Raw genomic sequence first — 16,395 nt, 5'->3', positions numbered from 1 at the left:
GGACGCCTTCGCCGGCAAGCCTGGCTCCTACAGCAAACCAAGTTGCTCGGCGGCGGGCTCTCTGTATAGCTCAGGCAGCGGCGGCAGGCCAGGCAAACGCAGCATCAATTGTGCGTGAAAACGTTGGGCCAGTTTTGCCGCCAGCAGGTTATCGGCTGTGTGCAGGAAGATATAGGGCGTGCGGCCCTCTTCGATCCAGACAGCGATTTTCTCGACCCACGGCACCAGGAATGGATCGTTGGCTTCAAGCACAGGATGGCCGATGAAACGCACCTGTGGAAACTGAGTAAACGCAGCAGGTCTAGGCGGCACCCTGGGCTTTTTCGATTGGGCGTGGAGCACCGAAGGATCGGTCGAGGTGCAACTGAACAGCGCTCGCGGATCAAGGCAGATGCGCTCGACACCGCGGTCCAGCAATAGACGATTGAGCATCCGCTCGGCATCGCCCTTGGCGAAGAACTCATCGTGCCGCACTTCGACCGCCAAGGGCCGGTCCACCGCGTCGATAAAACCGGCCAGCTCGGACAAGCGTTGAGGGGTGAAGCTTTTGGACAATTGCAGCCAGAGGGGAGAAACCCGCTCACCCAGAGGGCTGAGCAATTGCAGGAAGGTTTCGGCGGCGGTCAATTGTTCGCGCAGGTCACCGCTGTGGCTGATGTCGCCGGGGAACTTGGCGGTGAAGCGAAAGTGTTCAGGCATGGTTTCGGCCCAACGCTGCACGGTGGCGGCAGAGGGGCTCGCGTAGAAGGTCGTATTGCCTTCCACGGCGTTGAACACTTGAGAATAAAGATTGAGAAACTCGGCGGGCCTGGCGTCTTGTGGATACAAGTAATCGCGCCAGACGTTTTCACTCCAGGACGGGCAGCCGAGGTAGTAAGGCTGCAACATCAGATGTACAGGTCGAGACCCAGTACATCCGCATCCCAATCGACAAAAGTGGCGGTGCTCAGGTAGCTGGCCAGTGCCATCGCTGCGCTTTTGCTCATGGCGCGGTGATAAATCATGTCTTGTTGACGAGCGGGGAGATTGCTCAGGCGTTGCGCAGAGGCTTTGGCGGCGCGGGCGGCCAATTGCTCTTCGGTAGGGAATTCCAGCTCGCCGTCGATATCGACGTAGTCGTCATCCGCCACAGGGCCTTTGCGGGGCTTGCGCTTGATGGGGTAGGACTGGGAGGAAACGCCGTCTATACGCATGAGTACATGTCCGGTATCAGTGATGGCAGCTTAGTGGCACATAGCCCACTTCGCAAACTGCCGAGTGATAACTAGAACACAGAAAAGCGAAAAGGTTTAAAAACGGCGGGTAGAAAACTGACGATTGGCTAAATCCGACACATTCATTGTGGCGAGGGGGCTTGCCCCCGTTCGGCTGCGAAGCAGTCGCAAGTCAGCCGATGTGGTGCATCCGGGGAATGTGGTTGTTGTTTTTGGGGCCGCTTCGCGACCCAACGGGGGCAAGCCCCCTCGCCACAGAAGGCCTGTAGCCACAAGGACGGCGTGGATTATCGCGCTTTGGGCGTCGCAACTTTATCGCGCAGATACACCGGCTGCGCCTGATCGGCCACGATCGCTTCACCGCGTTCCCAGGCAAAGCGCGCCAGCGTCAGCAGGTCTTCGGCGTGGGGCAGCATGCCCGCGTCCTGGCCGCTCAGGTTGACGGCAATGCGCTCGGCATACCCCCAACCGGTGCCCGCGCCGAACCACTCGCCGCTGGCATCAGCCGGCAACGCAGCGGCTTCCGGTGGCAGTACCGCTTCATTACCCACCAACCGCATCTCTCCCGCCGTTTCGCGGTAGCAACCCCAGTACACCTCATCCATGCGCGCATCGATGGCCGCCGCGACCTGGCTGACGCCGTGTTCGCGATAGGCCCGCTGGGCGAGTACGGCGAGATTGGAGACCGGCAACACCGGGCGATCCAGCGCAAACGCCAGCCCTTGCACCACACCGATGGCGATCCTCACACCGGTGAACGCGCCCGGTCCACGGCCGAACGCAATGGCATCGACCGCTTGCAGCGTGGTGCCGGCATCGGCCAACAGTTGCTGGATCATCGGCAGTAGCTTCTGCGCATGCAGGCGCGGGATCACCTCGTAATGACTCGTGACTTTGCCGTCATGCAGCAAAGCAACGGAGCAAGCTTCAGTCGCGGTGTCCAGGGCCAGCAAGGTGCTCATCGATGTTTCCGTAAGAGAGGTCAGAAAAAGTGCGCCAGTATAAACAACTACGGCCCGCAAGCGGGCCGTAGAAGATGAAGCCGATCAGACTTTTCAGCTCAGTGCTTCAAGCACCTTGCCGGTGATCGCTTCTACCGAGCCAACACCTGGGATATGGCTGTATTTCGGCTTGCCCTTATCAGCGGCCAGACCCTGGTAGAACTCCACCAGTGGTTTGGTCTGGGAGTGGTAGACCGACAGACGATGACGCACGGTTTCTTCAGTGTCGTCCTTGCGCTGCACCAGCTCTTCACCGGTGATGTCGTCTTTGCCGGCGATTTTTGGCGGGTTGTAGACGGTGTGGTACACACGACCGCTGGCCTCGTGAACGCGACGACCGGCGATACGCTGAACGATTTCTTCGTCATCGACGGCGATTTCGACCACGTTGTCCAGTTCCACACCCGCTTCTACCAGCGCTTCAGCTTGCGGAATGGTGCGCGGGAAACCGTCGAACAGGAAACCGTTGGCACAGTCAGGCTGCGCGATACGGTCCTTGACCAGGGCGATGATCAGATCGTCGGAGACCAGACCACCGGCATCCATGATGCCTTTGGCTTTAACACCCAGCTCGGTACCGGCTTTTACGGCAGCACGCAGCATGTCGCCGGTGGAGATTTGCGGAATGCCGAATTTCTCGGTGATGAACTTAGCCTGAGTACCTTTACCGGCCCCGGGAGCTCCCAGCAGAATGACGCGCATCGATGTGCTCCTCAATTTTTTATATAGATAACGTCAGATTCGCCTCTTGGGGCCAATCTCAAAAATAGGATCGCGACCGCCCAAACGGCCAAAGGCTGATCAAGATACACAGCAGGCCCTGCCCACACAAGCCGCCGAAAGTCGGAGAAACCCGCCCGGGAGGATGCCTTGAAAAGAGGTAAGCCAAGTCGCAACCCCATCATTAACTGTCGCGTGACAGACCTTTTCGACCGCTCGCCAGCAGGCACTCGACGCTCGCGCCGGGTGCCTGTCCCCCACGATGAAAACCTTAGCCGGTATTTCGCAAACCGGCGGCAATCCCCGCCACAGACACCAGTAACGCCTGTTCTACCGGGCTGCCCTGGGCCACATCCTGTTGCCGCGAACGTGCCAACAGTTCGGCCTGCAATAGATGAAGCGGGTCGAGATAAGTGTTGCGCAGGCGGATGAATTCAAGGGTAGCTGGGCTATGTGCCAGTAGCTGCGACTGACCGGTCAACCCCAGGACCACCGCACAGGCCTGCGACAATAGGTCGCGTAAATGCGCACCCAAAGGGAGCAGATCCGGCTCGACCAAGCGCTCATCGTAAGACTGGGCGATATCGGCGTCGGCCTTGGCCAGCACCATTTCCAGCATATCGATGCGGGTACGGAAGAACGGCCACTGCTCGCGCATCTGCCCCAGCAACTCGCCCTCGCCGCGCTCCAGCGCCTTGCTCAATGCCGCTTCCCAGCCGAGCCAGGCCGGCAACATCAGGCGCGTCTGGGTCCAGCCGAAGATCCATGGAATGGCGCGCAGGCTTTCAATCCCGCCAGCGCGGCGCTTGGCCGGACGGCTGCCCAAAGGCAAACGCCCCAACTCCTGCTCCGGGGTGGACTGGCGGAAATACTCGACGAACTGCGGATTCTCTCGCACCACGGCACGGTAAGCCTTGACGCCATCGGCGGCCAATTCGTCCATCAAATGGCGCCAGGCAGGCTCAGGGGGTGGTGGCGGCAGCAAGGTCGCCTCCAGCACCGCCGCCAGGTACAGATTGAGGTTTTGCTCGGCGATGTCCGGCAGGCCGAATTTGAAACGAATCATTTCCCCCTGCTCGGTGGTGCGGAAACGCCCCGCCACCGACCCCGGCGGCTGCGACAGAATCGCCGCGTGCGCCGGGCCACCACCACGGCCTACGGTGCCACCGCGACCGTGGAACAACAGCAGTTCCACTTGCTGTTCGCGACAGATGTCGACCAAACGCTCCTGCGCCCGATACTGCGCCCAGGCCGCCGCTGTAGTGCCGGCGTCCTTGGCCGAGTCGGAATAACCGATCATCACTTCCTGCGGCCCTTGCAGGCGCGAGCGATAGCCCGGCAACAGCAAGAGTTTTTCGATCACCGGGCCGGCATTGTCTAGGTCGGCGAGGGTTTCAAACAGCGGCACCACGCGCATCGGCCGCAATACGCCAGACTCTTTGAGCAGCAATTGCACGGCCAGCACGTCAGAGGCGGCGCCGGCCATGGAAATCACGTACGAACCGAGAGAAGCCCCCGGTGCTGCGGCGATTTCCCGACACGTCGCCAGCACTTCGGCGGTATCGGCAGACGGCTTGAAGTACGCCGGCAGCAACGGCCGGCGATTGTTCAATTCACGCATCAGGAAGGCGATGCGCTCCTCTTCGCTCCAATCCTCATAACGGCCCAGGCCGAGGTAATCGGTGATTTCGGTCATGGCCGCCGTGTGGCGGGACGAGTCCTGGCGCACATCGAGGCGTACCAGAAACAACCCGAACGTCACCGCGCGGCGCAGGCAATCGAGCAACGGGCCATCGGCGATAACGCCCATTCCGCATTCATGCAGCGAGTGGTAGCACAGCTCCAGCGGGTCCAGCAGGTCGCGATTGTTTTGCAGCACATCGGCTGACGCTGGCGTGGTTGCCGTCAGGGATGCGTGGGCCCAATTACGGGTCGCGCGCAGGCGTTCACGCAATTGTTTGAGCACTGCGCGGTAAGGCTCAGCGCTGTCGCCGGCCTTGGCTTTTAACTCGTCACTGGCCTGCTGCATCGACAACTCGGCGGCGAGGTGATCAACATCGCGCAGATACAGATCGGCGGCCATCCAGCGCGCCAGCAGCAACACTTCGCGGGTCACGGCGGCAGTGACGTTGGGATTGCCGTCGCGGTCGCCGCCCATCCATGAGGCAAAGCGAATCGGTGCGGCTTCCAGTGGCAAGTGCAGGCCGGTGGCGGCATGCAGGGCCTGATCGGCCTTGCGCAAATAGTTGGGAATCGCCTGCCACAGCGAATGCTCGATCACCGCAAAGCCCCACTTGGCTTCGTCCACCGGTGTCGGGCGGGTACGGCGGATCTCTTCGGTGTGCCAGGCTTCGGCGATCAGGCGCTGCAACTTCGTCTTGATCTGCTCGCGCTCGGCGCTGGTCAGGTCACGGTGGTCCTGGGCGGCCAGTTGCGCGGCGATGGCGTCGTATTTCTGGATCAGCGTGCGACGCGCCACTTCGGTGGGGTGCGCCGTCAATACCAGCTCGATTTCCAGCCGCCCCAATTGCCGCGCCAGGGACTCGGCGTCATGGCCCGCACTCAGCAGGCGAGCGAGCAGTTCCGGCAATACCCGAGCCTCGAACGGCTCGGGCTGCGACTCTTCGCGGCGGTGAATCAGTTGATATTGCTCGGCGATATTGGCCAGGTTGAGGAACTGGTTGAACGCCCGCGCTACCGGCAGCAACTCGTCTTCGCTCAACTGGTTGAGGCTGGCGCTGAGTTCGGCGTCCATCGAACCGCGACGGTCGGCCTTGGCGCCTTTGCGGATCTGCTCGATCTTGTCGAGAAAGTCGTCCCCGTACTGTTCACGAATGGTGTTGCCCAACAGCTCACCCAACAGGTGAACGTCCTCGCGCAAGCGTGCATCAATATCGGTCATCAGCAATTCTCCAGCGAAAATCCGGGCGGCTATGCTTGGTTATTAGAGGCTCTGATATAGGGCTCTGATATAGAGAGTGCCGTCGTACAGCGCTTCTTACAAGCGGACGACCAAGGGACTTCAACTGAAGCCAGTCTCAACAATAAGCCGTACAACGGCTTGCCGCCGGCCACCGCCGGACACTCACCCGGCCTGCCACGAGCAGGTGCGCAATGAGGTCATTATGAAAATCCGCGAGCTCGCCAAGCATTGGGAAGAAAACGCCAAGGGTCGCCTGACCGACTCTGGCTACACGATTCGTCTGGACGTGGAGGCCGCCGCACGGCTGGCGGCGATTATCGAGATGTACCCCAAACGGCACCCCGAAGAACTGCTCGGCGAGCTGATCGGCGCCGCGCTGGAAGAACTCGAAGCGAGCTTTCCGTATGTGAAAGGGTCAACGGTAGTAGCCACCGACGAAGAAGGCGATCCGCTGTACGAAGACGTCGGTCCGACCCCGCGTTTTCTCGCTTTGTCCCGTCGTCATTTGCATGATTTATCGACCGATTGACAAGCAAAAACACTGAATTTGCCGCCGAACGTGTGGGAGCGGGCTTGCTCGCGAAAGCGGTGTGTCAGACAACAGAGATGTTGAATGTTAAGCCGCTTTCGCGAGCAAGCCCGCTCCCACATTGGCTTGCATATTACTTCGATAATTGCGTATTCCCGGGCCATGAAACGCTCGGGCTTACCGCTATCTATCGCTAAAATTCCCGGTTTAGAGCCTTGTCCGCTCGATCAAGTTTTTTCGGGCGATAGGCGATCTTCTCTGAACTTTTGAAAAACACCTTGGGTCAACCCAATAACCACGCCTGGGACGGCCGTTTCAAAAAGCACTCTGGAATTGTAGGTTGCGGCTCCTTGCCCAGGATGGATTCAGATGTTTTTCAGGAGTTATCCAATGGAGTTGAAGACCATGAAGACCAGCACTGCCCCATCCTCATTCACCCATCTGCGCGGTCTCAAACTGGCGGCCCTGGCCATCGGCAGCAGCTTCGTTCTGGCCGGTTGCGCCGGTAACCCGCCGAGCGAGCAATACGCCGTGACCGAATCGGCTGTGAACAACGCCGTCAGCGCTGGCGGTACCGAATTCGCCGCCGTGGAAATGAAGGCCGCTCAGGACAAGCTCAAACAAGCCGAAATCGCCATGCACGACAAGAAGTATGACGAAGCCAGAATGCTGGCTGAGCAAGCCGAGTGGGACGCCCGTGTCGCCGAGCGCAAGGCCCAGGCGATGAAAGCCGAACAAGCTGTGAAGGACTCCCAGAAAGGTGTTCAGGAACTGCGTCAGGAAAGTCAGCGCACCGTGCAGTAAGCGCGCATCCCGATTTCCAGACCTGAAACTCTTATCGATAGAAAGGACGAACCATTATGCGCAAACAATTGATGATCCCCGCCCTCCTGGCCGCAAGCGTTGCACTGGCTGCCTGCTCCACACCGCCCAACGCGAACCTGGAACAAGCCCGTACCAACTACACCGGCCTGCAAGCCAACCCGCAAGCCAGCAAAGTTGCGGCGCTGGAAACCAAAGACGCCAGCGAATACCTGGACAAGGCCGAAAAGGCTTACCTGGATAGGGAAGACCAGGCCAAGGTCGACCAACTGGCTTACCTGACCAATCAGCGTGTTGAAGTGGCCAAGCAGACCATCGCCCTGCGCACCGCTGAAAACAACCTGAAAAATGCCGCGGCACAACGAGCCCAGGCTCGTCTGGATGCCCGCGACCAGCAGATCAAACAGCTGCAAGACAGCCTGAATGCCAAACAGACCGATCGCGGCACGCTGGTGACCTTCGGTGACGTGCTGTTCGCCACCAACAAGGCGGACCTGAAGTCCAACGGTTTGGTGAATATCAACAAACTGGCGCAGTTCCTTCAGGAAAACCCGGACCGTAAGGTGATTGTCGAAGGCTACACCGACAGCACCGGCTCGGCGTCGTACAACCAGTCGCTGTCCGAGCGTCGTGCGACCTCGGTGCAAGTGGCCCTGATCAAGATGGGTGTCGATCCTGCACGCATCGTGGCCCAGGGTTATGGCAAGGAATACCCGGTTGCGGAGAACTCCAGTGTTTCGGGCCGCGCGATGAACCGTCGGGTGGAAGTGACCATTTCCAACGACAACCAGCCGGTCATTCCGCGTTCGGCGATCAGCGCCAAGTAAGCTGACCACGCTGATAATTAAAAGCCCCGCCTGAATCGATCAGGCGGGGCTTTTAATTGGCTGAACACTGTGGGCAAACACCCTGTGGCGAGGGGGCTTGCCCCCGTTCGCCTGCGAAGCAGTCGTGAGACCATCCCCCAAGGTATAACCGACAAAACGCGAATGCAGGTTTTAGGGCCGCTTCTCGACCCAACGGGGGCAAGCCCCCTCGCCACAAGGGTTTATCGTTGCCGATGGGTGCGAGACTTACTGTTCGAGTTTTTGCGGCGTTTCCTCGCCCATGCAGCGCACGGCTTTTTTCTTGCTGTTGATCAGCACGCCAGTCAGGCCTTTCTGTTCGGTGTCGAACAGCACCAGCACGCCATCGATGCACTGGGCCACTTGCGGGGCCGGTTGCAGGGAGACTTTATAGTCTTCGCCCGGCACGGTCTTGAGCATGGTGAAGTCGCTGAGCAGTAGCGCATCTTCGGGTTTGGCGAAGTGCAGGTAGCCGTACCACCACAGGGCGCCAACGGTGCCGAGGATGCTGCAAATACCGGTGATGATCAGCGGGATGGCGTTACGTTCTTCACTCATTACGGACTCTCTGGTGGTTCATCTTCAGAATTCGGGGGTGCCGGGTAATTGGGGATCTCACCCAAGCGGCGCAGGCCGTCGAAATGCTGCGGGTCTTCGAGGTAGCGCAGCATGACCTTTTGCCAGACCGGGTCGGCGAAGGTTTGCACATGACCGCCCCGGGTCAGTTGCAGCACTCGCGGCGGCGGCGCAGCTTGATACAGTCGGATGCCATTGGAAAGGGGCACCAGCTGATCATCGATACTGTGATAGATCAGTTTCGGTACGCCGTTGAGTTGCTTCATGGAATGGATCGCGCTGTCGCCGTCCGGCACCAACCAGGACAATGGCACCTGGAACGGCCAGGTCATCCATGACGTGCTCAGGGCGAAACGCCCGACATCACGGTAGCTGGCAGGCACGCCATCGAGTACAAAAGCCTTGAGTTGCCGCTGGCGCTCGGGATGCTGGGCCAGGAAATGCACAGCCATCGAACCGCCAAGGCTCTGACCGAGAAGGATCAGCGGCTTGCCCTTGACCTCCGGGGCCTGGTCGAGCCATTTGAACGCGGCGTCGATGTCCTGATAGATCGCCGGCAACGCCGGTTTACCTTCGGACCAACCGTACCCGCGATAGTCCACCAACAACACTTGATAGCCCTGCTCCGGCAACCACCAGCTCCCACCCAAATGCCACGCCAGGTTGCCGCCGTTGCCGTGCAAATGCAGCACCGTGCCTTTGACCTCGACACCTTTTTTCGCCGGCAACCACCAACCATGCAGCTTGAGGCCGTCAGCGGTGATCAGGGTGACGTCGCGGAATTCGAGTTTGGCTTTTCCCGGGGTGAACGGCTGGCCGGGCTCGGGATAGAACAGCAGAGAGTCGCAACCGCCGAGGGCCAGGAGCAGGCAAAAGATGCCGAGGATTCTCATCCGGTGAAGCCTCGCGAAAATAGGGGGTTGGAACAGTATCCTGTGGACAACAATTAACCCTGTGGGAGCGGGCTTGCCCGCGATAGCGATGTCACAGGCAACATGAAAGCTGAATGTTAAGCCGCCATCGCGGGCAAGCCCGCTCCCACAAGGGGATTCGTTGCTCACAAAATATTGGAATAATCCGCTTCGATCCGGTCCAGGCTCAGGTGGTTCAGGAAGTTGGAGAAGCACATCCAGGCCGACAGCGCGTTCATGTCGCGGAATTGGTCGGGCAGGTACTTGGGCGGCACGACCAGGCCTTCGTCCACCAATTGGCGCAAGGTCCGCATGTCTTCCAGCGTGGTCTTGCCACAAAACAATAGCGGTATCTGCTCCAGCTTGCCTTTACGCACGGCCAACTGAATGTAGTTGTAAACCATGATAAAGCCCTTGAGGTAGGACAAGTCTTTGGTAAATGGCAGACCGGTCGGCACCGAGCCGCGGAAAACCCGACTGGCATTACCATAGCTTTCGGCCATTTCGAAACCTTGCTCACAGAAGAAATCGTAGATCTGCAAGAAGTCCGCGCCCTCCTCCACCATATGAATGGCACGGGTGCGGTTGGTCAGTTTGCGCAGGCGGCTCGGGTAGGAGGCGAAGGTGATGATTTCCATCAGGATCGCCAGGCCTTCCTGGGTCACGGTGGACGACGGCGGGCCTTTGGACAGGAAGGTGCAGATTGGCTGATTCAGGCCGTTGAGCGTGGTGCCCACATGCACCAGCCCTTCGTGGACTTCCAGCGCACGCACATCACGGTCGTTGAACATCGCGTCGGCGCGGATCTTGATGTAGTCGGCGCCGGCTGCGGCATCGGCGACGATCCCGTCGGATTCGAATACCCGAATGGTTTCCTCGTTTTCGCCAAACACCTTGTTCAACCGATGTTGCAGCAGGTCGACGGCTTCCTTGGCGGTGAGAAGTTTCGGTTCGTCCTTGAGGTCGCCACGGCCATCGATGTTGTTCAGGTAATCGGAGAGCATCAGGCCCAGGTCGGCCAGGGTCGGGTCACCGGCGTGAAACGCATCGGACGCCGCGCCATACAACTCCTGGGAAATCAGCCCGAAATCCTCGGTGCCGCGCGCTTCGAGCATGCGCACCACCATCCGGTATTCCTTGCACATGCGGCGCATGATCTGGCCGACCGGGTTGAACTGGCCGAGCTGGCGGGTGATGTCGCGCTCGATGTTCTGGAACTCCAGCTTCACTTTGCTGGAATCAAATGCCAGCGGTCGATTGAGGTAATAGTCGCGGTCCACGGCCGGCATTTCCTTGCCCTTGCCTTTGAAGAATCCCTTGCGAATGCTGTCGTCCCACTTGACCGCATCCAGAACGCGAATCGGCGTCTGCGCCAGCACTATGCGATCGGACAAAATGCGTATCGTCTGCTGGTATTCGTCCACCCGAAACTCCTGTAGTAAAACCGTTACGTGCTGGGTTTATTTGGTTTTGGCCAGGCGCTGGTAGCGCACCGCTTCGACGAAAACATCGGAATTGGCCGGATCATCGAGGTAGGCGAACACCTGATCCAGGCTGTTGCTGATCAACACCCCGTCGCCGTCGTCGGTCTGGAAGCCTTGGCCACTGAGGGCTTCTTGGCCCATGGCCTGTTTGATCTGTTCGAGATCGAGGTTGTAGACCACCAGTTCGTGCTTATCGTTGAGTTCGAAACCGGTGATGGTGAAGTTCCCGCCGAACTGCGCCGGCACCTTCGCCGACAGGTACCAGCGATTGCCATGGCGCGACACGGTGAAGGGATAGGCTTCACGCTCATGGGGCTTGGCCTTGAAGTAGCTGACCGCCTGATAGCGATTGTCGCCGATGCGCGTCAGTTCCAGGTTCATCGGCTCGCCCCAGGCGTTGGTGCTGGTCCATTTGCCGAGCAACCCTTTGGGCGCGGGCTCGCTGGCGGGCAGCGGCTCCTTGAAAGTCACCAGACAGCCACTGAGCAGCAGGATCGACAAGGCGATCACAACGACGCGCCAGGCTTTCATTCAACACTCCCTATGAATACACGCCGCCCTCAAATGGCCACTATCCCTGTGGGAGCGGGCTTGCTCGCGAAAACGGTTTAACATTCAACATCTTCGTTGTCTGACACACCGCCTTCGCGAGCAAGCCCGCTCCCACAGGGTTGAGTTCCCATAAGGGGTTACACCGACGCCAGCACCAAATGCATGTAGCGGTTGAGGATGCCGAGCATTTCCTCTTCGGCAACAGGCTCGGCGTCGTTGAGCAGGCCCTGATATTCCATCCGTCCGATAATCGCAGTCAACACTTTGGCATCCTGTTGTGGCTCACGGGAACCCAATACTTCGAAAAGTTGGCAGGTGCCCTGCAGCAGAATTTGCTGATGGGAGCGCACCAACAAGGCCAGACGCGGGTTGAGCAAGGCTTCCTGGCGGAAGGCTTGCTCGGCCATCAAGTGCTCGCGGCGATTGATCAATTGCCGATGAACATAGTCAGCCATCAGCCGTGCGATATCGTCCGCCAGCTGTGAGCGGGACTCGGGGGTGCCATCACCGCTGACCACCATCTCGCGCAACAGACCTTCGTTGCTGGCCCACAACCGGGCCATGAACGCCGCGCTGCGTTCCACGTATTGGGCGAAGGTATCGGTGAGCAAGTCATCGATGTCCTTGAAATAGTACGTAGTGGCCGACAGCGGCACACCCGCTTCAGCGGCCACTGCACGGTGGCGCACGGCCCGCACGCCATCACGCACGACAATGCGCATCGCTGCGTCGAGAATGTCCTGTCGACGCTGTTCGCTGCCCTGTCGGCTGGCCTTGCGGCCCTGGTACTGAACACTTTCAGCGACCGCAGTGGCGATACCCGCTGCACCTTCTTGAGCCATTGCACGATTCACGACAGGTATTCCTCTCTAAAACGTCAAAAGTAACCAATTGATACGTTTGTACCAGACAGGCAATAAAAAGCCGCCTGTTATCGGCGGCTTTTTAATTGAAACACTTACGCTTGCGGGCGCATGTGCGGGAACAGGATCACATCGCGGATCGACGGTGAGTTGGTCAGCAACATCACCAGACGGTCGATGCCGATCCCTTCACCGGCGGTCGGCGGCATGCCGTACTCCAGCGCGCGAACGAAGTCGGCGTCGTAGTGCATGGCTTCGTCGTCACCGGCGTCCTTGTCGGCGACCTGCGCCATGAAGCGCTCAGCCTGGTCTTCCGCGTCGTTCAACTCGGAGTAGGCGTTGGCGATTTCACGACCACCGATAAACAGTTCGAAACGGTCGGTGACGTTCGGGTTCTCGTCGTTACGACGGGCCAGCGGCGACACTTCGAACGGGTACTGGGTGATGAAGTGCGGCTGCTCCAGCTTGTGCTCGACCAGCTCTTCGAAAATCATCACCTGCAGTTTGCCCAGACCTTCAAAGCCCAGCACCTTGGCGCCGGCCTTCTTGGCGATGGCGCGGGCCTTGTCGATGTCAGTCAGGTCGTCAGCGGTCAGCTCAGGGTTGTACTTGAGGATCGAGTCGAACACCGACAGACGCACGAATGGCTCGCCGAAGTGGAACACTTTGTCGCCGTAAGGCACGTCGGTGCTGCCCAGAACCAGCTGCGCCAGTTCGCGGAACAGCTCTTCGGTCAGGTCCATGTTGTCTTCGTAGTCGGCGTAAGCCTGGTAGAACTCCAACATGGTGAATTCAGGGTTGTGACGCGTCGAAACGCCTTCGTTACGGAAGTTGCGGTTGATCTCGAAGACTTTCTCGAAACCGCCGACTACCAAACGCTTGAGGTACAGCTCAGGCGCGATACGCAGGAACATTTCCATGTCCAGCGCGTTGTGGTGAGTCTCGAACGGCTTGGCCGCCGCGCCGCCTGGAATGGTTTGCAGCATCGGCGTTTCCACTTCCAGGAAGTCACGCTTCATCAGGAAGCTGCGGATGTGCGCAATCACTTGCGAGCGAACGCGGAAGGTCTGGCGCACCTCTTCGTTGACGATCAGGTCAACGTAACGCTGACGGTAGCGCTGTTCGGTGTCGGTCAGGCCGTGGTGCTTGTCCGGCAGCGGGCGCAGGGATTTGGTCAGCAGGCGTACGCTGGTCATTTCGACGTACAGGTCGCCCTTGCCGGAGCGCGCCAGGGTGCCTTCGGCGGCAATGATGTCGCCCATGTCCCAGGTTTTCACCGCGGCCAGGGTGTCTTCGGACAGGGTTTTACGGTTGACGTAAACCTGAATCCGCCCGGACATGTCCTGGATCACCATGAACGAGCCACGGTTGAGCATGATGCGACCCGCCACCTTGACCGGAATCGCAGCCTCTGCCAGCTCTTCCTTGGTCTTGTCCGCGTACTGTTTCTGCAAATCTTCGCAGTAATTGTCGCGGCGGAAGTCGTTGGGGAAGGCATTGCCCTTGGCGCGCTCGGCAGCAAGCTTTTCCTTGCGCAGGGCGATCAGGGAGTTTTCTTCCTGTTGCAGGGCTTGCGGGTCGAGTTGTAGGTCGCTCATGTCTTTAAATATTCCATCAGGTTCGTTGTCCCCAGCCTGCGGCTGGGGATCGCGGGCAAGCCCGCTCCCACAGGGATCGCGCGTTGTCAGGCGATCCGGTATTACATGGCTTACAGGCCTTGCTTGAGGCTCGCCACCAGGTATTCGTCGATGTCGCCGTCGAGCACCTTGTCGCAGTCGCTGCGTTCGATGTTGGTACGCAGATCCTTGATCCGCGAGGCATCGAGTACATACGAACGGATCTGGTGACCCCAGCCGATATCCGACTTGGTGTCTTCCAGCGCCTGGGAAGCGGCGTTGCGCTTCTGCACTTCCTGCTCATACAAACGCGCCCGCAACATTTTCATCGCGGTGTCTTTGTTCGCATGCTGGGAACGTTCGTTCTGGCAGCTGACCACGGTGTTGGTCGGTACGTGAGTAATCCGTACGGCCGAGTCGGTGGTGTTAACGTGCTGACCACCGGCACCGGAGGAGCGGTAGGTGTCGATGCGCAGGTCCGACGGGTTGATGTCGATTTCGATGTTGTCATCGATTTCCGGCGACACGAACACGGCCGAGAACGAGGTGTGACGACGGTTGCCGGAGTCGAACGGGCTCTTGCGCACCAGACGGTGCACGCCGATTTCGGTACGCAGCCAGCCAAAGGCGTATTCGCCCTTGATGTGCACGGTAGCGCCCTTGATACCGGCGACTTCACCGGCCGACAGCTCCATGATGGTCGCGTCGAAACCGCGTTTGTCAGCCCAACGCAGATACATGCGCAGCAGGATGTTGGCCCAGTCCTGAGCCTCGGTACCGCCGGAGCCGGCCTGGATGTCCAGGTAGGCGTTGTTGGCGTCCATCTCACCGCTGAACATGCGACGGAATTCAAGTTTTTCCAGGGACTCGCGCAGGCGCTCGACTTCGGCGGCGACGTCATCGACGGCGGCCTGGTCTTCTTCTTCGGCGGACATCAGCAGCAGGTCTTTGGCATCGGCCAGGCCACTGTGCATTTCGTCGAGGGTTTCGACGATCTGAGCCAGCAGCGACCGCTCGCGGCCCAGCTCCTGAGCGTACGACGGGTTGTTCCAGACAGACGGATCTTCAAGCTCGCGATTGACTTCAGTCAGACGCTCATGCTTTTGATCGTAGTCAAAGATACCCCCGAATAGTTTCGGAGCGCTCGGACAGGTCCTTGATACTGTTAAGGATCGGGTTGATTTCCATGGCGGGCAGCACTCGTTGGCGAACTTTTGAAAGCCGACGAGTATAACGTAATGAAGCTGTCAAGGCAGCCCGCCTGGCGGCTTTAGCGGCGAATGAACCTGATGGTTCATTCAATCCCCACCTGATTGCGCCCATTGTTCTTCGCCAGATACAGCCCCTTGTCCGCCGCCGAGATCAATTGCCGGCAATCGCTGCCCGGCTGCGGGATTATGGTCGACAGGCCGATGCTGATGGTCAGGCACGAACCTTCGGTCGGGAAAATGTGCGGGATCTTCAACCCGGCCACGGTCTGGCGTAGTTTTTCCGCCACCATTCGTGCACCGCCCGGCGAGGTGTTGGGCAAGACCAGGACGAACTCTTCGCCGCCGTAACGGGCCGGCAAGTCCGAAGGTCTGGAACTCGCGTCGCGAATCGCCGTGGCAACTTTGCGCAGCGCCTCATCGCCTTCGAGGTGGCCAAAGCTGTCGTTGTAGGACTTGAAGTAATCGACGTCGATCATCAGCAACGACAGTTGAGTCTGGTCCCGCAGCGAACGCCGCCATTCCAGCTCCAGGTATTCGTCGAAATGCCGGCGGTTCGACAGCCCGGTCAGGCCGTCGGAATTCATCAAGCGTTGCAGCACCAGGTTGGTGTCGAGCAACTGCTGCTGGCTGACCCGCAGCGCGCGATACGCCGCGTCACGCTGCAGCAGGGTCATGTAGGAGCGCGAGTGATAGCGGATGCGCGCCACCAGTTCGATGTTGTCCGGCAGTTTGACCAGGTAATCATTGGCGCCGGCGGCAAACGCCGCGCTCTTGATCAGCGGGTCTTCCTTGGTCGACAGGACAATGATCGGAATGTCCTTGGTCGCCGGGTGGTTACGGTATTCGCGCACCAGGCTCAGGCCGTCGAGGCCGGGCATGACCAGATCCTGAAGGATTACCGTCGGCTTGATGCGGATCGCCTGGGCGATGGCCTGGTGCGGGTCGGCACAGAAATGGAAGTCGATGTTTTCTTCGTTCGACAAACCACGCCGCACCGCCTCGCCGATCATCGCCTGATCGTCCACCAACAACACCATGGCGGCGTTTTCGTCGGTTTTGAAGTCGTCGAGCTGTAAATCATTCATGTGCGGTCACCTGAGTACTGCCTTGGCCACAATTGCTGCTAAT

At 59.4% G+C, this 16,395-nt stretch carries 16 protein-coding genes; 3 read left to right on the top strand and 13 right to left on the bottom strand.

What is annotated here, in order from left to right; genetic code table 11:
* Positions 1-27: 27 nt before the first annotated feature.
* The 5 genes from TU81_RS04665 to ppc form a co-directional block, all read right to left on the bottom strand.
* Entirely contained in the window at positions 28-888 is an 861-nt protein-coding gene (locus tag TU81_RS04665) for a DUF72 domain-containing protein (protein ID WP_048393736.1), read from the bottom strand.
* Positions 888-1,193, bottom strand: a complete 306-nt coding sequence (locus tag TU81_RS04660; protein WP_038979126.1) for a hypothetical protein — start codon at positions 1,191-1,193, stop codon at positions 888-890. The genes TU81_RS04665 and TU81_RS04660 overlap by 1 nt, the downstream gene beginning before the upstream one ends.
* A 308-nt stretch (positions 1,194-1,501) precedes the next feature.
* Positions 1,502-2,176, bottom strand: coding sequence for a tRNA (adenosine(37)-N6)-threonylcarbamoyltransferase complex dimerization subunit type 1 TsaB (tsaB, locus tag TU81_RS04655; RefSeq protein ID WP_048393734.1), 675 nt, complete (start codon positions 2,174-2,176; stop codon positions 1,502-1,504).
* Between the two features lie 93 nt (positions 2,177-2,269).
* Positions 2,270-2,917, bottom strand: coding sequence for an adenylate kinase (adk, locus tag TU81_RS04650; RefSeq protein WP_038979124.1), 648 nt, complete (start codon positions 2,915-2,917; stop codon positions 2,270-2,272).
* 289 nt (positions 2,918-3,206) lie between these two features.
* The gene (gene ppc, locus TU81_RS04645; protein ID WP_048393733.1) at positions 3,207-5,837 is read right to left on the bottom strand and encodes a phosphoenolpyruvate carboxylase; all 2,631 of its coding nucleotides are present in this window, start codon (positions 5,835-5,837) and stop codon (positions 3,207-3,209) included.
* A gap of 223 nt (positions 5,838-6,060) precedes the next feature.
* Here ppc and TU81_RS04640 point away from each other — a divergent pair, with 223 nt between their 5' ends.
* The 3 genes from TU81_RS04640 (at position 6,061) to TU81_RS04630 (ending at position 8,036) form a co-directional block, all read left to right on the top strand.
* A complete protein-coding gene (locus TU81_RS04640) occupies positions 6,061-6,387 on the top strand; it encodes a hypothetical protein (RefSeq protein ID WP_038979122.1) in 327 nt (108 codons plus the stop codon).
* A gap of 390 nt (positions 6,388-6,777) precedes the next feature.
* Positions 6,778-7,191, top strand: a complete 414-nt coding sequence (locus tag TU81_RS04635; protein WP_038979121.1) for a DUF4398 domain-containing protein — start codon at positions 6,778-6,780, stop codon at positions 7,189-7,191.
* Positions 7,192-7,247: 56 nt separating this feature from the next.
* Positions 7,248-8,036 (top strand): OmpA family protein, encoded by a 789-nt coding sequence (locus tag TU81_RS04630; protein ID WP_038979120.1) that lies wholly within the window; start codon positions 7,248-7,250, stop codon positions 8,034-8,036.
* 246 nt (positions 8,037-8,282) lie between these two features.
* Here the strand turns inward: TU81_RS04630 and TU81_RS04625 are convergent, their stop codons facing one another.
* The 8 genes from TU81_RS04625 to TU81_RS04590 form a co-directional block, all read right to left on the bottom strand.
* On the bottom strand, positions 8,283-8,612 hold the full coding sequence (locus tag TU81_RS04625; protein ID WP_038979119.1) for a hypothetical protein: 330 nt from the start codon (positions 8,610-8,612) through the stop codon (positions 8,283-8,285).
* Positions 8,612-9,523 (bottom strand): alpha/beta hydrolase, encoded by a 912-nt coding sequence (locus TU81_RS04620; RefSeq protein ID WP_048393732.1) that lies wholly within the window; start codon positions 9,521-9,523, stop codon positions 8,612-8,614. The genes TU81_RS04625 and TU81_RS04620 overlap by 1 nt, the downstream gene beginning before the upstream one ends.
* Positions 9,524-9,687: 164 nt before the next feature.
* Complete coding sequence (locus TU81_RS04615; protein ID WP_038979117.1) at positions 9,688-10,965, bottom strand: flavohemoglobin expression-modulating QEGLA motif protein; 1,278 nt, start codon at positions 10,963-10,965, stop codon at positions 9,688-9,690.
* A gap of 36 nt (positions 10,966-11,001) precedes the next feature.
* On the bottom strand, positions 11,002-11,556 hold the full coding sequence (locus tag TU81_RS04610) for a lipoprotein (protein WP_038979116.1): 555 nt from the start codon (positions 11,554-11,556) through the stop codon (positions 11,002-11,004).
* Between the two features lie 158 nt (positions 11,557-11,714).
* Positions 11,715-12,431 (bottom strand): TetR/AcrR family transcriptional regulator, encoded by a 717-nt coding sequence (locus TU81_RS04605; RefSeq protein ID WP_008070397.1) that lies wholly within the window; start codon positions 12,429-12,431, stop codon positions 11,715-11,717.
* Positions 12,432-12,535: 104 nt separating this feature from the next.
* Complete coding sequence (gene lysS, locus TU81_RS04600; RefSeq protein ID WP_048393730.1) at positions 12,536-14,038, bottom strand: lysine--tRNA ligase; 1,503 nt, start codon at positions 14,036-14,038, stop codon at positions 12,536-12,538.
* A gap of 110 nt (positions 14,039-14,148) precedes the next feature.
* Positions 14,149-15,244 (bottom strand): peptide chain release factor 2 gene (gene prfB / locus TU81_RS04595; RefSeq protein ID WP_095920368.1). Its coding sequence is split into 2 segments (ribosomal slippage): positions 14,149-15,171 and positions 15,173-15,244, totalling 1,095 coding nucleotides; the frame shifts between segments, so codons are not numbered across the junction.
* A gap of 106 nt (positions 15,245-15,350) precedes the next feature.
* Positions 15,351-16,352, bottom strand: coding sequence for a response regulator (locus TU81_RS04590; protein ID WP_038979114.1), 1,002 nt, complete (start codon positions 16,350-16,352; stop codon positions 15,351-15,353).
* Positions 16,353-16,395: the final 43 nt, after the last annotated feature.

Source organism: Pseudomonas lini, from assembly GCF_001042905.1.
GTDB classification, from domain to species: Bacteria; Pseudomonadota; Gammaproteobacteria; order Pseudomonadales; family Pseudomonadaceae; genus Aquipseudomonas; species Aquipseudomonas lini.
Note: the sequence above shows the minus strand (reverse complement) of the source record. Positions and strands in the feature narration are given on the sequence as shown.

Bases quoted from the DNA above. Each gene is read 5' to 3' on its own strand.
- TU81_RS04630 (WP_038979120.1), top strand. From the start codon at position 7,248: ATGCGCAAACAATTGATGATCCCCGCCCTCCTGGCCGCAAGCGTTGCA.
- ppc (WP_048393733.1), bottom strand. From the start codon at position 5,837: ATGACCGATATTGATGCACGCTTGCGCGAGGACGTTCACCTGTTGGGT.
- tsaB (WP_048393734.1), bottom strand. From the start codon at position 2,176: ATGAGCACCTTGCTGGCCCTGGACACCGCGACTGAAGCTTGCTCCGTT.
- TU81_RS04660 (WP_038979126.1), bottom strand. From the start codon at position 1,193: ATGCGTATAGACGGCGTTTCCTCCCAGTCCTACCCCATCAAGCGCAAG.
- TU81_RS04635 (WP_038979121.1), top strand. From the start codon at position 6,778: ATGGAGTTGAAGACCATGAAGACCAGCACTGCCCCATCCTCATTCACC.
- TU81_RS04625 (WP_038979119.1), bottom strand. From the start codon at position 8,612: ATGAGTGAAGAACGTAACGCCATCCCGCTGATCATCACCGGTATTTGC.
- TU81_RS04620 (WP_048393732.1), bottom strand. From the start codon at position 9,523: ATGAGAATCCTCGGCATCTTTTGCCTGCTCCTGGCCCTCGGCGGTTGC.
- TU81_RS04590 (WP_038979114.1), bottom strand. From the start codon at position 16,352: ATGAATGATTTACAGCTCGACGACTTCAAAACCGACGAAAACGCCGCC.
- adk (WP_038979124.1), bottom strand. From the start codon at position 2,917: ATGCGCGTCATTCTGCTGGGAGCTCCCGGGGCCGGTAAAGGTACTCAG.
- TU81_RS04640 (WP_038979122.1), top strand. From the start codon at position 6,061: ATGAAAATCCGCGAGCTCGCCAAGCATTGGGAAGAAAACGCCAAGGGT.
- lysS (WP_048393730.1), bottom strand. From the start codon at position 14,038: ATGAGCGACCTACAACTCGACCCGCAAGCCCTGCAACAGGAAGAAAAC.
- TU81_RS04665 (WP_048393736.1), bottom strand. From the start codon at position 888: ATGTTGCAGCCTTACTACCTCGGCTGCCCGTCCTGGAGTGAAAACGTC.
- TU81_RS04610 (WP_038979116.1), bottom strand. From the start codon at position 11,556: ATGAAAGCCTGGCGCGTCGTTGTGATCGCCTTGTCGATCCTGCTGCTC.